The organism is Tropicibacter naphthalenivorans, assembly GCF_900176475.1.
GTDB lineage: Bacteria > Pseudomonadota > Alphaproteobacteria > Rhodobacterales > Rhodobacteraceae > Tropicibacter > Tropicibacter naphthalenivorans.
Window position 1 is genome coordinate 26569 of sequence record NZ_FWXX01000002.1, and the last position, 14584, is coordinate 41152.

Here is a 14584-nt window from a genome sequence, read left to right on the forward strand (position 1 = left end):
GGGAGGCCGCAGGCCGGGGGCAGCGCCCCCTTTTACCAATAAGTGGCTCACCTTCGGTGAGACGGGGCAGCGCCCCCAAACCCCTCAAAAAATCAGCGACGGCGACGACCGCCACCACGGCGACCACGGCCACCTTCTGCGCCATCCGCAGCAGGCGCTTTATTGAACTTGATCCACTCAGCGCCGCTGTCGTCGTTGTTGGTCAGGAAGTTCGCCGCGCGGATCGCTTCCATTTCCTTGCCGGGGCGCGGCTTGGTGCTGCCCATGCCGAACATCTGAACAAACGCTTCGTCGTCCATGCCCTCGGGCAGCACGATGCCAGCCGCTTCGACGGCCGCGCGCTTTTCGGCAATCGCCTTGGGGCCAACGGGCAGAGCCACCGGGTTCATGATCGCAGAGGTCATGCCCGCGCCCATGGCCATCGGCAGGAAGGCGTTGTTGATGCCGTGACGGTTCGGCAGACCAAACGAAATGTTCGACGCGCCGCAGGTGGTGTTCACGCCCAGCTCTTCGCGCAGACGACGCACCAAGGTAAAGACCTGAAGGCCTGCGGTGCCCATGGCGCCAATCGGCATGACCAGCGGGTCGACCACGATGTCATGCGCCGGGATGCCAAAGTCAGCGGCCCGCTCGACGATCTTTTTCGCCACGGCAAAGCGCACGTCCGGGTCTTCGGAAATGCCGGTGTCGTCGTTGGAAATCGCCACAACCGGCACGTTGTATTTCTTGACCAGCGGCAGAACCACCTCCAGGCGCTCTTCTTCGCCGGTGACAGAGTTCAGCAGCGGGCGGCCCTTGGCAGCGGCCAGACCGGCCTCCAGAGCGCCGGGCACGGAGGAGTCGATGCACAGCGGGCAATCGGTCACGGCCTGCACACGCTCGATCAGCTGCTTCATCAGGTCCGGTTCAACAAAGTTGTTGTCGGCGTAACGCGGGTCTTCGGCCATCTTGTTCGAGAACACCGCACCCGAGTTGATGTCCAGCACGGTGGCCCCGGCGGCGACCTGCGCGATGGCGTCGGCCTCCACGCGGGAAAAATCGCCGCGCTCCAGCTCTTCGTTCAGGATTTTGCGCCCGGTGGGGTTGATGCGCTCGCCGATGACGCAGAACGGCTGGTCAAAGCCGATCAGGGCAGTTTTGGTTGCGCTCTCGATGACGGTACGTGTCATGTGTTTGCCTCTCTGTCGAAGCGCTGAAATACCTCCCTCAGCGCCGGATCGTTGAAATCTTGGATGGTGATATGCGCGCCGTTCTCCCGCAATTCGCGGTCCGACAGCGCGGAACGGATGCCCACGGTGAACGCGCCGGAAGCCGCCGCCGCGCGGGTCCCCGAGGGGCTGTCTTCAAAGGCGATGCAGTCCGCCGGGGACACGCCCAGCTGGCGCATGGCCTCGAGGTAGGGATCGGGCGCAGGCTTGCCGCGCGGGCATTCCTCGCCGATCACCATCACCTCAAAGGCGTGGCGCTGGCCGACGGCCTCTAACATGGCTTCGGCGTTCAGACGCATGGCGTTGGTCACGACAGCGCGAGGCCAGTCGTTGTCCACCGCATGGGCGATCACCTCGGCCACGCCGGGCATGGCGGGGTAGGGACGCGGCAGGCGGGCGCGAAACTCGGCCTCCTTGGCGTCGGACAACCCCTGCGGGTCGGGCTCGTTCGGCAGGAACTCGGCGAAGAAATCCACATTCAGCCGTCCGTGGACGTGCTGCATATAGAAGTCTTCGGTCACGTTCAGCCCGCGCGAGCCCATCATGTCGGCGAAAACGGCCATGTGGATCGAGTCGCTGTTCAGCATCGTCCCGTCCAGATCAAAAAGCAGTGCCGGTTTCGCCATGATACCCCTTTAGCCGTTTGCCGGTTTCGCCGAAGCGCCGCCGTTCTCGATGGCCCAGTTTGCGTTGGTCTTGATGCCGCCCAGCGGGAAGAAGTGCACGGATTCAATGTTGAAATTCGGGTTGGCGGCCTTGTGCGCGGCCAGCTCGGTCAGCACCTCGGTCGGCTCATAGGGCAGCAGCAGCTTGGTCACGTCCATAGCGCGCTTTTGCAGAACCTTGAGCGAGGGGCCGACACCGCAGGCGATGGCGAACTTGATCAGTGTTTGCAGCTTGGCCGGGCCGGCGATGCCGATGTGGATCGGCAGGGTGATGCCCTCGGCGGTCAGGCGGTCGGCCCATTCGATGATCGGCTTGGCGTCAAAGGCGAACTGCGTGGCCAGCGCCATTTGCGCATCGGTGCGTTCGTTAAAGGCTTGCTTCCAGCGCAGCGCCTCCATCACCATGGCGTCGCCGCCGTTGGGGTCGATGTCCTTGTTGCCCTCGGGGTGGCCCGCGACGTGCAGACGGGTAAAGCCCGCTTTGTCAAACAGGCCCGTTTCCAGCAGCTGCATCGAGCTGTCAAAATCGCCGTGGGGCTCGGCCACACCGCCCGCAAGCAAAAGCGCTTGCTTGACGCCCGCTTCACCGGCGTACATGGCAATCCAGTTTTCCAGCGTCGCGCGGTCCTTGATGATGCGCGCCGGAAAGTGCGGCATCACGTTATAGCCGTCGGCGCTCAGACGCTTGGCAGTGGCGACCATATCCTCGATGGGGGTGCCTTCGATGTGCGCGATGTAGACGCGGGTCTCTGCGGGTAGCAGATCGCGGAAGTTCTCGACCTTCTCGGCGGTGCGCGGCATCACCTCGATCGAATAGCCTTGCAAAAAGGCCTCAAGCGCAGGGTTGGCGTTGCCCGACGGGATTTCGTCGCGCTTACGGAAATTGAGCAATGCCATCACGGCCTCCTTCAGGTTCACTCGGGCGCACTCGCCCAGCCATCATTTGCGATCAGCGTCTTGATCCGCTCGGGCGTGAACTCTGCGTCGATCCGTTCGGCGGCGGCTTTGGCCGCTTCCATTGGATCACCCTCGACCGTGCCTTCGGCCACCTTGCGCCATTCGGCAAGATAGGCGTCGGTGTCCGAGGCCCCCACCTTCATGGCGGCGCGGTCGATGGCCTGCTCGAAACGTTCGGGCAGGGGCATCTTTGCGCCACGGCGGCCTTTCCCGACAATGACTTGTGCCGGAATGTCGCGCCAATACACGATGGTGAGATCAGCCATGGAGTTGATTCCCTTTTTTCTCGCTAGACCTTGATTACCTGTGGTCGGCCCATTGCCGGTGGTCGTTTTCGACCGATGCCGGATGGTATGCGACAGGGTAAAGCGAAGTTGCCGGACATGCCACCGCCGCCAATCCCCTAAGTTTTCACAAACAACATGAGGCCCGTTAACAAAGTGTCGGCCTTGGCGCGCCTGATGTTTGACGCTTTGGTAAAATTATTGAAAACCGCTGCGATGCGGCGCGTCACGCCACTTGCGCCAAGGCGGGGGGATGCGTATCTTGAGGGCAAGTTGATATCGGAAGAGGCGCAAAATCATGGCGCCCAAGCGTCCCAAGGCTGCGGGCGCATTCCCGAAACCGGTCGAGAGCCCCGCGCCTGTACCGCCCGATCCCAATGCGCTGTATGCCGCGTTGGATCTGGGTACAAATAGTTGTCGCATGTTGATTGCCCAGCCAAAGGGCAGTCAGTTCCATGTGATCGACAGCTTTTCCAAGTCGGTCCAGCTGGGCCAAGGGCTTGAAAAGACTGGTCGTCTAAGCCGGTCGTCCATGCAGCGGACGATCTCGGCCATTCGTGTGTGCAAGCAAAAGATCGAACGCCACAACGTGCAGAACATGCGCCTTGTGGCGACCGAGGCCTGCCGCCGGGCGCGCAACGCCCGCGATTTCATCCGGCACGTCAAACGCGAAACCGGCCTGATGCTGGAAATCATCCAGCCCGAGGAAGAGGCGCGTCTGGCGGTGATTTCCTGCGCGCCGCTGGTGTCGACCAAGACGGAGCAACTCTTGGTGGTGGACATCGGCGGTGGCTCGACCGAATTGGTCTGGCTGGACCTGTCGAATGTCGAGCCGCGCGAGCGTCCGCGCGCGATCATGCGCCTGCACGCCGGGTTCCACCCGCCCGACAGCCCGTTCCCCACGGCCAAGGTGGTCGATTGGATCAGCGTGCCCTTGGGCGTGGCGACCTTGCGCGATCAGTTCAATGATGTGGCCGATGATGCCGCGCGCTACGCCCTGATGAGCTGGTATTTCGAGGAACATCTGGCCGATTTCGCCCCGTATAGTGACGAACAGGCGCGCGAAGGGTTCCAGATCGTCGGCACCTCTGGCACCGTGACCACGGTTGCGGCCTCTCATCTTGGGCTGCGCCGCTATGACCGGACCAAGGTCGACGGGCTGCGCATGTCCTCTGACCAGATCGAAGCGGTGATCCAGCGTTACCTTGATATGGGGCCGACGGGGCGGCGGCGTGATCCGCGCATCGGGCCGGACCGTCACGCGCTGATCATGTCGGGCAGCGCGATCTTGCAGGCGCTCTTGCGGCTGTGGCCCACGGACCGCCTGAGCGTTGCCGACCGCGGCCTGCGCGAAGGGCTGCTGTACGCGCAAATGTCAGCGGATGGCGTTTTGGAAGACGGCCCGCTATAGGGACAGCTTCGGCAACTGCCGAACACAGGAAACACGAAGGCGAGTGAAGGTATGGCGAAGGGGACGAAGAACAGCTCCGGGCGCGGGCAGCGCGATCTGAAGGTCAAGGTCAAGTCGGCCCGTGGGCGCAAGCTGTCGTCCACGCTTTGGCTGCAACGGCAGCTGAACGACCCCTATGTCAAACGCGCCAAGGAAGACGGCTATCGCGGGCGTGCGGCCTTTAAGATCTTGGAAATCGACGATAAATATCGGTTCCTCGTGCCGGGTGCGCGGGTGGTTGACCTTGGCTGTGCACCGGGCGGCTGGTGTCAGGTCGCGGTCAAACGCGTCAATGCCCTGGGCGAGAAAAAGGGCAAAAAGGTCGGCACGATCCTCGGCGTCGATCTGCAAGAGGTCGATCCGATTCCGGGGTGCGAGATTCACCAGCTCGACTTTATGGAGGACGGCGCCGACGACAAGGTCAAGGCGTGGCTCGGCGGGCAGGCCGACGTGGTGATGTCCGACATGGCGGCGGCCTCTTCGGGGCATAAACAGACCGACCACCTGCGGATCATCGCCCTGTGCGAGGCCGCCGCCTATCTGGCCTTCGACGTGCTCGAAGAGGGCGGGACATTCGTGGCCAAGGTGCTGGCGGGCGGGGCCGAAGGGTCGCTTCAGCAAATCCTGAAACAGCGCTTTACCAAGGTTGCGAATTTCAAACCGCCGGCAAGCCGCTCTGATTCCTCGGAAAAATTCGTCGTGGCGACCGGGTTCAAAGGTTAATCGCGCGGGGCGGTCAGCGAATGGATCGCCTGCGCCATGATATCCGCGATCTGATCGTCACTTAGCGCCGCCTCACCGTGGTGCATGGCGACCTGCTCGGCCTCGATGATTTCTTCGGTGCGGTGCAGGGCAAACAGCCGCGCCAGCCGGTTGCTGGGCTCAGAGGGGCGGGGCGTGTCGTCAAGCATGGGGCAGTCCGAAGGTATCCAAGGTTTAAGCTGTTGTTAGCCATGAGTTTGACGGTGCTTTATGGCGATTTTCGTGCAATGAGAAGACCGATGTCGGGTGCTTTGCGCGGGTTGGTCGGACTGCGTGACAAAAAGGTTAACAGCGCCGCCGCAGGACCACACGGCCAGGAGGAAAAGCATGGCAGTTATTCTATGTTACGGCGATAGTAACACCCACGGCACCCTGCCGATGAAGATCCCCGGCGTGTCAGACCGCGCCCCGCGCGGCGATCGCTGGACGGACGTGATGGCCGCGCTTCTTGGCCCGGACCATCAGGTCATCCCCGAAGGTCTGCCCGGCCGCACCACCGTCCATGACGACCACATCGAAGGCGGCGCACGCAACGGCCTGTCGGTGCTGCCTGCGGTGATCCACAGCCATAAGCCTTTGGATTTCATGGTTTTGATGATCGGCACCAACGATCTAAAACCGCGCTTTTCCGTCACCGCCAATGAAATCGCCCGTTCGGTCGAGCGCTTGATCCTGACCGCCCGCGCCGAGGGTGAGGTCAGCGATATCCTCGTCGTTGCGCCCGCGCCGGTACGCGAAGTCGGCACTCTGCGCGAGGTGTTCGCTGGGGCCGAAGCGCGCCAAGAGGGCTTGGACGATCAGATCAGAGCTGTGGCCGAGCGTCACGGCTGCGGGTTCCTCGCCGCGGGTGATCACGTTAAGGTTTCGGACAAGGACGGAGTCCATTGGGAGGTGGACCAGCAGCGCCATTTCGGCGCCATCATGGCGCGCGCCGTGCTGGATCACCTGAAATGAAACGCGCAGCTTTCGCCGTGCTGCTGCTGAGTGCCTGCGCGCAGCCCGCGACCTTGCCCGACGTGGCGATCCCCATGCGCAATCCCACCGCACCCGTCGCCTCGCAGGCCGATGCGGGAGTGGGCCGTCTGTCCGGCGACTGGGTGGTCGTCCAAGGGGCCGGGCTGCCCCAAGGCACGCGCCTGCGGTTCTCCAAGACCTCCGTTCAGGTGGGTGAGGCGGTCCTGCCGCTTTCCCCGCAGGGGCAAGGGCGCTACAGCTTTGGGTCCGAGGCGATCTGGGTCCACTGGCTGGACGCCGACAACCGCACCGCCGCGCTTGGCAACCCGGACGGGGCGCGCGTCTGGATCATGGATCGCAGCGGCACGCCGGGCGAGCGCCTCAAAGCTGCCCGCGAAATCCTCGACTGGTACGGCTATGATCTGGGCCAGTTGAACTAAGTCCCAGCTTTGCCTTGTCTTTTGCCGCGCGCGCAGGTTCCATGGCGTGCGACACACAAGGAGGCGACATGGCACAACGGGCAGCGATCATTGGCGGCGGCGTCATCGGGGGCGGCTGGGCGGCGCGGTTCGCGCTTATGGGCTGGGACGTGGCGTTGTACGATCCTGACCCAGAGGCCAAGCGCAAGATGTCCGAGATCATGGCCGGTGCGGCGCGCGCCTTGCCCATGCTATTCGAAGCGCCAATGCCGCCGCGCGGCACCATCACCCATTGCGCGACCATGGCCGAAGCCGTCGCCGGTGCCGCCTATATCCAGGAAAGCGTGCCAGAGCGGCTGGAGCTAAAACACAAGGTTTACCAAGAGCTTCAGGCGAATTGTTCACGTGATGCGGTCATTGGCTCCTCCACCAGCGGATTTACTCCGACGCAGCTACAAGAGGGCGCGGCGCACCCCGAACAGATCATCGTCGCGCATCCCTTTAACCCTGTTTACCTTTTGCCCTTGGTCGAGTTGGTGCCCAGCCTCAAGACCGCGCCAGAAGTCACTGAAAAGGCGAAGGAAACGCTAACCAAGATCGGCATGTACCCGCTGCATGTGCGGGCCGAAATCGACGCCCACATCGCGGACCGTCTGCTAGAGGCCGTCTGGCGCGAGGCGCTGTGGCTGGTCAAGGACGGCATCGCCACGACGCAGGAAATCGACGATGCGATCCGCTATGGCTTTGGCCTGCGGTGGGCGCAGATGGGGCTGTTTGAAACCTACCGGATTGCCGGCGGCGAAGCGGGGATGCGGCACTTTATGGCGCAGTTCGGTCCGGCGCTGAAATGGCCCTGGACCAAGCTGATGGACGTGCCAGAGTTCGACGATGCGCTGGTGGATCTGATCACCGAGCAGTCCGATGCGCAGTCCGGTGCCTTGGACGTCCGCGCGCTGGAGCGGCTGCGCGACGACAACCTTGTGGCGATCTTGCGGGCCTTGAAAGGGCGCGAGGCGGCGGCTGGCAAGCTGTTGATTGAACAAGACACGCGGCTGCGCGCCCCCTTGGCGGGCAGCGTGCCCTTGGTGACGGTCCGGCGCACGGTGCCGGTGGATTGGGCCGATGTGAACGGCCACATGAACGAGGGCCGCTACGGTCAGGTGTTCAGCGATGCTTCTGAAGAGGTAATGACCCACGTGGGCGCGGATCGGGCCTATATCGACGCAGGTCACAGCTATTTCACTGCCGAGACCAACATTAAGTATCTCGCGGAAACCCTTGTCGGAGAAGAATTTATCGTGGAGACGCGGGTCGCGCTGGGGCAGGGCAAAAAGCTGCGTCTCTTGCACGAGATGAAGCGCCCGAGCGGCGAGGTCCTTGCCACTTGCGACCAGTTTTTGCTGCATGTGTCGCTGACCACGCGCAGTTCTTGCCCACCTTTGCCGGATGTTCTGGCGCGGGTCGAAGCCCTGGCGAAGGCGCACGCCGATGGATAAGCGCGCCTTTCTCACCGACCTGTTTCACACTGCCGTGGCGGCGGCTGATCCGCTCAAAGCCTTAGCAGAGGCTTTGCCGCCCAAGCCAAAGGGCCGTACCGTTGTGGTTGCAATCGGCAAGGGCGCGGCGCAGATGGCAGCGGCGTTCGAGACGCTTTGGGACGGGCCGATCAGCGGCGTGGTCGTGACGCGCTATGGCTACGCGGTGCCGTGCCAGCATTTGCCGGTGATCGAGGCCGCGCACCCGGTGCCGGACGCCGCAGGCATGACCGCCACGCGCAAGGTGTTCGAAGCCGTCAAAGGGTTAACAAAAGACGATCTGGTGGTCGCTCTGATCTGCGGCGGCGGGTCGGCTTTGTTGCCCGCGCCGCCGGGCGGCTTGGCGCTGGAAGATGAACAAGACCTGAACCGCGCTTTGCTGGCCTCTGGCGCGCCGATTGGCGTGATGAACGCGATCCGCAGGCACTTTAGCGACATCAAGGGCGGCCGATTGGCGGCTGCGGCCTATCCGGCGCGCGTGGTATCCTTGGTGGTTTCGGATGTTCCGGGCGACGATCCGGCGCAGGTGGCCTCTGGTCCCACGGTGCCGGATGAGGTGTCGCAAAGCGATGCGCTGTCGATGATCAGAGCGCGAAATATCGTTCTGCCAGAGCGGGTTATGGCGCATATTTCAGGTGATACTTGCGCCGCCCCAGACCCGAGTGACGCGATCTTTGCCGACAACGAGGTGCGTGTCGTGGCCTCTGCCCGATTGTCGCTAGAGGCCGCCGCCGCGCGCGCCGAGGCGCAGGGCATCCCCGCGGTGATCCTGTCCGACGCCATCGAGGGAGAGGCCAAGGACGTGGGTCTTGTCCACGCCGCCATCGCGCGGGAAACGGCGCTGCGGGGGCGCCCGTTTAAGGGACCGTTAGTGATCCTTTCGGGCGGCGAAACCTCTGTGACCCTCGGGGCCAATCCCGGCCGGGGCGGACGCAACACCGCCTTTCTTTTGGGCCTCGCCGGGGCGATCGAAGGGCTGGAGGGCGTCACCGTGCTGGCCGCCGACACCGACGGGATTGACGGCAGCGAAGACAACGCCGGCGCGTTTGCGGACGGCGGGTCATTGGCGCGGTTGCGCGCGATGGGCCAAGACCCTGGCGACTACCTTCGGGCGCAAGACCCTTGGGGGGCGTTCGACGCTTTGGGTGATTTGTTCGTGCCGGGGCCGACGGGGACAAACGTTAACGATTTCAGGGCGATGTTCATCGAAGGTTAAGTATAACCATAACCCAGAAGCGCCTCTTGGGCTGAGTCCAGCTGCGTGGTCATAAAGTCCAAATCCGCATCGGGCATCGCCTTGGGCGTGGCGGGGCGCGGCGTGACGCTGGGCAAAAACCGAGAGCCTAACCGCTTGTGAATGGGGCGAAAATCCTGCTCGGGCGAGGCCAGACCTAGCTCCGCCTGAACCTCGGTCACGAACCGCTGCGGCGCGGCGATGACGTTTTCCATCCGGCAAAACACCACCGTACAGCCGCGATTGTAGAACGACAGCAGCGCCGCCAGCTTGGCCCGGCGCAGGGCATAGAGGTTGGCAAACGGCACCCCCGTTAACGGATCGCGATCCAGCTGAAGCGGCAATCCCAACCCTCCCAGCGCCTGGACCTGCGGAAAGTACCGCTTGCGGTCGGCGATCGTCGCCCAGGGCGCGCGGATAAACTCTGCAAACTCCAAAACCTGCATCTGCGGCGGGCAATGCCAAGGTTTGGCGTGCATCGACAGGCTCCAGTCGCGGGCATCGCGGACCACGCAAACCACCGCCACATGCGCCGGAATCGCGGTCATCTGGGGAAAGCCATGCTTCCACCCGAGGTCTTCGATGGGCTGCATCACGGTGTTGCGGCCAAGAATACGTTTAACGTAATTGGTGCCTGAAGATCGCTCGCCAAACACTTGGAATTGCGTCGGAATTACGCCGTTTGGGGCGATCTGCCAGCCGGTTTCGCGAAAGTCCTGCCCGATCATATCGCGCCTCGTCATCCTTTTGTCAGACAGGTTAACCGCCTGCGTGCGAAAATGCGATTCACTCGAGGATAGATTGTGGCTAGGGTGACCGTAAAACGACAAGAGGCGTAAGATGCAGACTGTAGCCGCGGCGCTGACCATGGTGCGTGACGATGCGTTTTTCCTGAAGGCTTGGCTGCGCCACTACGGCGAGGTGCTGGGGCGCGAGAATTGTTACGTGGTGAATCACGGGCGCGGCGCCGAGGTCGAACAGCTGGCCGAGGGCTGTAATATCATTGGCATTCCCGGCGATCCGCACCCGAATTTCGACATGAAACGCTGGCGGATGCTGAACAACTTTGTGCAGGGGCTGCGCAGCTACTACACCCACGTGATCGTCGGGGATGTGGATGAGCTGGTGGTCGTTGATCCATCTACCGGTTTGAATTTGCTCGACTATCTGGCCAAGACCAAGGGCAAGCGGGTGCTGACCCCCTTGGGGCTAGAGGTGATCCATCGCCCCGAGTTGGAGCCTGAGCCGATCACGGACCGCATCCTGGGGCCGCGCCGCCACCTGCGCCTTGCGCCGCATTACTCGAAACCTTGTGTGATTTCAAACGGATGCAAGATTGCGCGGGGCGGGCATTACACCAGCTTCGATGAGTTGATCACCCCCGATGAGTTGTATCTATTCCATCTCAAGTTCTGCGATTTCGACAATTACGTGCGGGTTATGGACGCGCGCAACGCGGTCACCCAAGAGATCGGCAAAAGCATCAAGGAGACGGCGATTGGCCGCCATTGGTTCCCCGTGGCGCGCGGCGATGATCGCGCGCTGTTTGACGGTTTCGCGCAGCTGAAAATGCAAGAGGGCTTTGACGTGGATTGGGTGCGCAAGCGGATGCACCGCAGCTTTACCCCGCGCGGCGACACCGGGTTTTTCCAGTTCAACCGGCCCGAGTATGACGCGCAATATGTCCTGCCCGAAAGGTTTAACGGGCTGTTCTAGAGGTTAACGATTGTCGGATTAACGGCCGTTAGAGGAGACAAAGGTAACCTTGCCGAAATCGACGCCCGGCAGCACGTCGCCCACGGTGGCACTGGCCTGCATCATCAGCCCCTGCGAGTTGCTGTCCAGCATCCCAAAGCCGGTCGTCCACACGGTCGAGGGCGTGTAGATCAGCACCAAAGCCCCCAGCGCGCCGATCAGCAGCCCGCCGGAGTTCTTGCGCTTGCCGCCATTCTTGAACAGGTAGCGAAAGACGTGCAGCGCCAGCATGACGCCGGACACCGCCAGCAGCACCGCGAGCCCGGCAAAAATCCAGTCGTGATATTGCGCGGGCAGGTTGCCTTGTTTCAGCGACGCGGCGATGTGGTCACGGTTGTTCGACACCGAAATCACAAGGTAGGCCCAGCCAAAACCCATCAGCGCGGACCCAACCGGACGTTGTGGCGTCAGATCACGCACAGTCCCGCGCTCTCCCCAGCGATAGAACCGAGGATCGACGGTTTTCACGCGGCGGCGAAAGTCAGTGTGGGTTTGTTTGCGGATCAGATGTGCCATGCGATTTTTCTAGTAAACGAATTGGGCCAGATTGGGATGAATTGCGGCGAAACTGCCTTAATTAGCAAGCGGATATTACAAATTTTAACCTATTGTGCGGGCATCCGAGAGAGGGCGTATCCTTTGGGATAGTTTACCATGCGTTAACTAATGCTCGGACCGCCGTTTGCCCACCTTAACGCGAATCACGGAGTTGAGAGGCTTCGTGTGACGCAGATCACAGCCACCGGGTGATTTTGGCAGAAAAAACGGGCCGGAAACAGCGCTCCGACCCGTCTATCTTTCAGAAACTTAATCCTTGGTTAACTTTTGATGGCGTCGAGAATCCGCGCCCAGGACCGGATGCCCTTGTGGAAACTCTCGACGTCGTATTTTTCGTTGGGCGAATGGATCTGGTCGTCGTCCTTGGCCCAGCCCACCAGCATCGTGTCCATTTCGAGGATCGACTTGAAGTAACCGGCCACCGGGATCGAGCCGCCGCAGCCGGTAAATGCCGCCTCATGCCCCCATTCCGCGCCCAGCACGCTGCGCGCCTGTTCGAACGCCGGGTGGGTCGTGGTCATCTGGCTGGCAGGCGAGGCGCCGTGTTCCTGATAGCTGATTTTCACATCGGCGGGCAGCTGCGCCTCAACCCATGCGCGAAAATTCTTGCGGATCGCGTGCGGGTCTTGCTGGCCAACCAGACGGAAGGACACCTTGGCCGAGGCCTTGGACGGCAACACCGTCTTGAACCCGTCGCCGGTGTAGCCGCCGATGATCCCGTTGATCTCTGCCGTGGGTTGTGACCAGAGCATCTCCAGCGGGCTGCGGCCCTTTTCCCCGGCAGGCTGGCTGAGGCCCACATCGCCAAGGAAGGTGCCGTGGTCAAAGTTCAGCGCGTCCCACTGGGCGGCGATGTCCTCGGGTAGTTCGGGCACGCCGTCGTAGAAATGCGGGATCTGGATGCGGCCCGCGTCGTCGAACAGGTTGCCAAGGATGCGCGTCAGCACCCGGATCGGGTTGATCGCCGCGCCGCCGTACATGCCAGAATGCAGGTCTTTGTCGGGACCGGTGAGGGTGATCTCTTCGCCGCACAGGCCGCGCAGCTGGGTCATGATCGACGGCACCTTGGACTCGAACAGCCCGGTGTCGCAGATCAGCGCGATGTCCGCTTGGAGTTCGTCTTTGTTGGCCTCAAGGAACGGCACCAAGGACGGAGAGCCGCTTTCTTCTTCGCCCTCAAAGAAGAAGGTGATCTTGCAGGGCAGGGTGCCATGCACCTCTTTCCAGGCGCGGCAGGCCTCGATAAAGGTCATCAGCTGGCCTTTGTCATCGCTCGCCCCGCGCGCGCGGATGACGCGACCCTTGGGTGTGTCCTCGACGATCGGGTCAAAGGGATCGCGGTCCCAAAGTTCCAGCGGATCAACGGGTTGCACGTCGTAGTGGCCGTAGAACAGCACATGCGGGCCGTCGCCGTCGACGTGGCCGACCACCATCGGATGCTTCGGCGTTTCGCGCTTTTCCGCCGGGATGCCAAGGCTGCGCAGATCGCTCACCAGCCAGTCGGCGGCGCGGTCCACGTCGGCCTTGTAGGCGGGATCGGTGGAGATCGACGGGATGCGCAGCAGGTCGAGCAGGCGCTCCATCGCGGCGGGCAGGGTTTCGTCGATGCGGGAAAGGACGGGGTCAAGCGACATGGCGGCTCCTGTTCGTGTTTGGCCTGACCCTAGCACCGCGCCGCGCACTGTCCAGAGCGGGCGCTACTGCGTCACCAGAACCACGCCGCCAATGACCAAAGCTGCGCCAGCCAGTTGCCGCGCGCCCAAGCCTTCGCCGATGTATTGCGCCCAAGCCAGCACCAGCGCGGTTTCGGCGGCGATGATGGCGACATAGACCAGCGAGACGTCAAAGCGCCGCATCAGCTTGACCTCGGCGATAAAGGCCAGCGCAAAGCCCGCGAGGGTCAGGATGGCCCCCAGGATCGTAGAGGCACCACCCGAGACGGATTTCATGCCGACGGTGGCCAGCGCATAGCCGACAGCCGTCGCAAGAATAAAGGGAAAGGCCAGACCGGGCGTGCTGGATACAAAAGACATGGGATGTCCGTTCGGAACGGGAAAATGAGCAAAGGGGACGTCAGGTAATCGCTGAGATCACTTTGCGTGGAGGGAGGCGCGCCGGGTAGTCCGGTATTCCACCGTTCACGGATGTGGCCCCGGATAGGGTTCATGGCCGGGGCAGGCGGGCGACCCAAGGACCGCACGCCATTCATTCAATTTTGTTATTTTCGACCGCCTTTAGAGCCGCCACCCTTGCCGCCGTTTCCGCCATTTCCGCCGCGCGCCGAAGAACCACCCTGAGCGTTGTCCTGTGCGCCGCCCGCGTCATCGGACAGCTTGCCAAAGGCGTTCTGGGTCATCACACCGCGCATCTCATCCTCGCCCGGTGTGCCGATGCTGCGCGCTTGGTTCGTGTCGTGATACTGCTCCAGCAGGATCGACGTGTCCGTGGTCCAAGGGTTGGCGTGCCCGGCAAGCGCGGCGCCTGCGGTAAGGGTCATCATGCCGATTGTGCTAAGTGCGAAAAGGGTTTTCATGGCTTGCGCTCCGTTGTGATTTCGTCCACCCGAAGCCTCTATATTCCAACTATAAGATATAAGCAATTGTTTGAGAGTTTGAGTTTTCCGAAAATTCGCATTGAACCCGCCGCGCTCTGGCGTGATTCTCTGGCCCGTGTTAAATGGCCCTTAAAGGTGTTTCCGATATGCGCCAATGCACCCCCATGCGACCAAAATCGAGGTGTGCGGCATGTACCTTTTTGACGTAAATCAAAGATGCGACGGTAAGTCCGCCCCTAAACGGTAGAC

Annotated in this window: 17 protein-coding genes; 7 read left to right on the forward strand and 10 right to left on the reverse strand. The window is 62.3% G+C overall.

Annotated elements, in window-relative coordinates:
• Positions 1-92: 92 nt before the first annotated feature.
• Genes B9A11_RS04485 through B9A11_RS04500 form a run of 4 tightly spaced genes read right to left on the reverse strand, consistent with a single transcriptional unit; the run spans position 93 to position 3096 of the window.
• The gene (locus tag B9A11_RS04485) at positions 93-1169 is read right to left on the reverse strand and encodes a methyltetrahydrofolate cobalamin methyltransferase (RefSeq protein WP_058247070.1); all 1077 of its coding nucleotides are present in this window, start codon (positions 1167-1169) and stop codon (positions 93-95) included.
• A complete protein-coding gene (locus tag B9A11_RS04490; RefSeq protein WP_058247069.1) occupies positions 1166-1834 on the reverse strand; it encodes an HAD family hydrolase in 669 nt (222 codons plus the stop codon). Before B9A11_RS04490 ends, B9A11_RS04485 begins: the two co-directional genes overlap by 4 nt.
• 9 nt (positions 1835-1843) lie before the next feature.
• Entirely contained in the window at positions 1844-2770 is a 927-nt protein-coding gene (locus B9A11_RS04495) for a methylenetetrahydrofolate reductase (protein ID WP_058247147.1), read from the reverse strand.
• A gap of 17 nt (positions 2771-2787) precedes the next feature.
• Positions 2788-3096 carry a virulence factor gene (locus B9A11_RS04500; protein WP_058247068.1) on the reverse strand — a complete coding sequence of 103 codons (309 nt, stop codon included), beginning with the start codon at positions 3094-3096 and terminating at the stop codon, positions 2788-2790.
• Between the two features lie 316 nt (positions 3097-3412).
• On the opposite strand from B9A11_RS04500, the gene B9A11_RS04505 reads away from it, so the two are divergent.
• Both B9A11_RS04505 and B9A11_RS04510 read left to right on the forward strand, forming a co-directional pair.
• Entirely contained in the window at positions 3413-4525 is a 1113-nt protein-coding gene (locus B9A11_RS04505; RefSeq protein ID WP_058247067.1) for a Ppx/GppA phosphatase family protein, read from the forward strand.
• A 51-nt stretch (positions 4526-4576) separates the two neighbouring features.
• Positions 4577-5287 (forward strand): RlmE family RNA methyltransferase, encoded by a 711-nt coding sequence (locus tag B9A11_RS04510; RefSeq protein WP_058247066.1) that lies wholly within the window; start codon positions 4577-4579, stop codon positions 5285-5287.
• Here B9A11_RS04510 and B9A11_RS04515 read toward each other — a convergent pair.
• Entirely contained in the window at positions 5284-5475 is a 192-nt protein-coding gene (locus tag B9A11_RS04515) for a hypothetical protein (protein ID WP_058247065.1), read from the reverse strand. The two genes, B9A11_RS04510 and B9A11_RS04515, sit on opposite strands and share 4 nt — an antisense overlap.
• Before the next feature lie 178 nt (positions 5476-5653).
• Here B9A11_RS04515 and B9A11_RS04520 point away from each other — a divergent pair, with 178 nt between their 5' ends.
• From B9A11_RS04520 to B9A11_RS04535, 4 genes are all read left to right on the forward strand, one after another.
• Complete coding sequence (locus tag B9A11_RS04520; RefSeq protein ID WP_058247064.1) at positions 5654-6280, forward strand: SGNH/GDSL hydrolase family protein; 627 nt, start codon at positions 5654-5656, stop codon at positions 6278-6280.
• Positions 6277-6720 carry a lipocalin/fatty acid-binding family protein gene (locus B9A11_RS04525; RefSeq protein WP_058247063.1) on the forward strand — a complete coding sequence of 148 codons (444 nt, stop codon included), beginning with the start codon at positions 6277-6279 and terminating at the stop codon, positions 6718-6720. The genes B9A11_RS04520 and B9A11_RS04525 overlap by 4 nt, the downstream gene beginning before the upstream one ends.
• A gap of 68 nt (positions 6721-6788) precedes the next feature.
• A complete protein-coding gene (locus B9A11_RS04530; RefSeq protein WP_058247062.1) occupies positions 6789-8195 on the forward strand; it encodes a carnitine 3-dehydrogenase in 1407 nt (468 codons plus the stop codon).
• Positions 8188-9450 (forward strand): glycerate kinase type-2 family protein, encoded by a 1263-nt coding sequence (locus tag B9A11_RS04535; protein WP_058247061.1) that lies wholly within the window; start codon positions 8188-8190, stop codon positions 9448-9450. The genes B9A11_RS04530 and B9A11_RS04535 overlap by 8 nt, the downstream gene beginning before the upstream one ends.
• Here B9A11_RS04535 and B9A11_RS04540 read toward each other — a convergent pair.
• A complete protein-coding gene (locus B9A11_RS04540) occupies positions 9447-10211 on the reverse strand; it encodes a hypothetical protein (RefSeq protein ID WP_234988729.1) in 765 nt (254 codons plus the stop codon). The genes B9A11_RS04535 and B9A11_RS04540 overlap by 4 nt on opposite strands.
• Positions 10212-10308: 97 nt before the next feature.
• Between B9A11_RS04540 and B9A11_RS04545 the strand changes: the two genes are divergently transcribed.
• Positions 10309-11184 carry a glycosyltransferase family 2 protein gene (locus tag B9A11_RS04545; protein WP_058247059.1) on the forward strand — a complete coding sequence of 292 codons (876 nt, stop codon included), beginning with the start codon at positions 10309-10311 and terminating at the stop codon, positions 11182-11184.
• Positions 11185-11202: 18 nt separating this feature from the next.
• On the opposite strand, the gene B9A11_RS04550 is transcribed toward B9A11_RS04545, so the two are convergent.
• The 4 genes from B9A11_RS04550 to B9A11_RS04565 all read right to left on the reverse strand — a co-directional run bounded on the left by B9A11_RS04550 (position 11203) and on the right by B9A11_RS04565 (position 14314).
• A complete protein-coding gene (locus B9A11_RS04550; protein WP_058247058.1) occupies positions 11203-11739 on the reverse strand; it encodes a hypothetical protein in 537 nt (178 codons plus the stop codon).
• A 302-nt stretch (positions 11740-12041) separates the two neighbouring features.
• Complete coding sequence (locus B9A11_RS04555) at positions 12042-13415, reverse strand: M20/M25/M40 family metallo-hydrolase (RefSeq protein ID WP_058247057.1); 1374 nt, start codon at positions 13413-13415, stop codon at positions 12042-12044.
• 63 nt (positions 13416-13478) lie between these two features.
• Positions 13479-13814 (reverse strand): hypothetical protein, encoded by a 336-nt coding sequence (locus B9A11_RS04560; protein WP_058247056.1) that lies wholly within the window; start codon positions 13812-13814, stop codon positions 13479-13481.
• A 185-nt stretch (positions 13815-13999) separates the two neighbouring features.
• Positions 14000-14314, reverse strand: coding sequence for a hypothetical protein (locus B9A11_RS04565; RefSeq protein ID WP_058247055.1), 315 nt, complete (start codon positions 14312-14314; stop codon positions 14000-14002).
• Positions 14315-14584 lie beyond the last annotated feature (270 nt).

What these genes read in the sequence shown, in the direction of transcription:
- B9A11_RS04485 (WP_058247070.1), bottom strand. Translation starts at nt 1,169, where the DNA reads ATGACACGTACCGTCATCGAGAGCGCAACCAAAACTGCCCTGATCGGC.
- B9A11_RS04490 (WP_058247069.1), bottom strand. Translation starts at nt 1,834, where the DNA reads ATGGCGAAACCGGCACTGCTTTTTGATCTGGACGGGACGATGCTGAAC.
- B9A11_RS04495 (WP_058247147.1), bottom strand. Translation starts at nt 2,770, where the DNA reads ATGGCATTGCTCAATTTCCGTAAGCGCGACGAAATCCCGTCGGGCAAC.
- B9A11_RS04500 (WP_058247068.1), bottom strand. Translation starts at nt 3,096, where the DNA reads ATGGCTGATCTCACCATCGTGTATTGGCGCGACATTCCGGCACAAGTC.
- B9A11_RS04505 (WP_058247067.1), top strand. Translation starts at nt 3,413, where the DNA reads ATGGCGCCCAAGCGTCCCAAGGCTGCGGGCGCATTCCCGAAACCGGTC.
- B9A11_RS04510 (WP_058247066.1), top strand. Translation starts at nt 4,577, where the DNA reads ATGGCGAAGGGGACGAAGAACAGCTCCGGGCGCGGGCAGCGCGATCTG.
- B9A11_RS04515 (WP_058247065.1), bottom strand. Translation starts at nt 5,475, where the DNA reads ATGCTTGACGACACGCCCCGCCCCTCTGAGCCCAGCAACCGGCTGGCG.
- B9A11_RS04520 (WP_058247064.1), top strand. Translation starts at nt 5,654, where the DNA reads ATGGCAGTTATTCTATGTTACGGCGATAGTAACACCCACGGCACCCTG.
- B9A11_RS04525 (WP_058247063.1), top strand. Translation starts at nt 6,277, where the DNA reads ATGAAACGCGCAGCTTTCGCCGTGCTGCTGCTGAGTGCCTGCGCGCAG.
- B9A11_RS04530 (WP_058247062.1), top strand. Translation starts at nt 6,789, where the DNA reads ATGGCACAACGGGCAGCGATCATTGGCGGCGGCGTCATCGGGGGCGGC.
- B9A11_RS04535 (WP_058247061.1), top strand. Translation starts at nt 8,188, where the DNA reads ATGGATAAGCGCGCCTTTCTCACCGACCTGTTTCACACTGCCGTGGCG.
- B9A11_RS04540 (WP_234988729.1), bottom strand. Translation starts at nt 10,211, where the DNA reads ATGACGAGGCGCGATATGATCGGGCAGGACTTTCGCGAAACCGGCTGG.
- B9A11_RS04545 (WP_058247059.1), top strand. Translation starts at nt 10,309, where the DNA reads ATGCAGACTGTAGCCGCGGCGCTGACCATGGTGCGTGACGATGCGTTT.
- B9A11_RS04550 (WP_058247058.1), bottom strand. Translation starts at nt 11,739, where the DNA reads ATGGCACATCTGATCCGCAAACAAACCCACACTGACTTTCGCCGCCGC.
- B9A11_RS04555 (WP_058247057.1), bottom strand. Translation starts at nt 13,415, where the DNA reads ATGTCGCTTGACCCCGTCCTTTCCCGCATCGACGAAACCCTGCCCGCC.
- B9A11_RS04560 (WP_058247056.1), bottom strand. Translation starts at nt 13,814, where the DNA reads ATGTCTTTTGTATCCAGCACGCCCGGTCTGGCCTTTCCCTTTATTCTT.
- B9A11_RS04565 (WP_058247055.1), bottom strand. Translation starts at nt 14,314, where the DNA reads ATGAAAACCCTTTTCGCACTTAGCACAATCGGCATGATGACCCTTACC.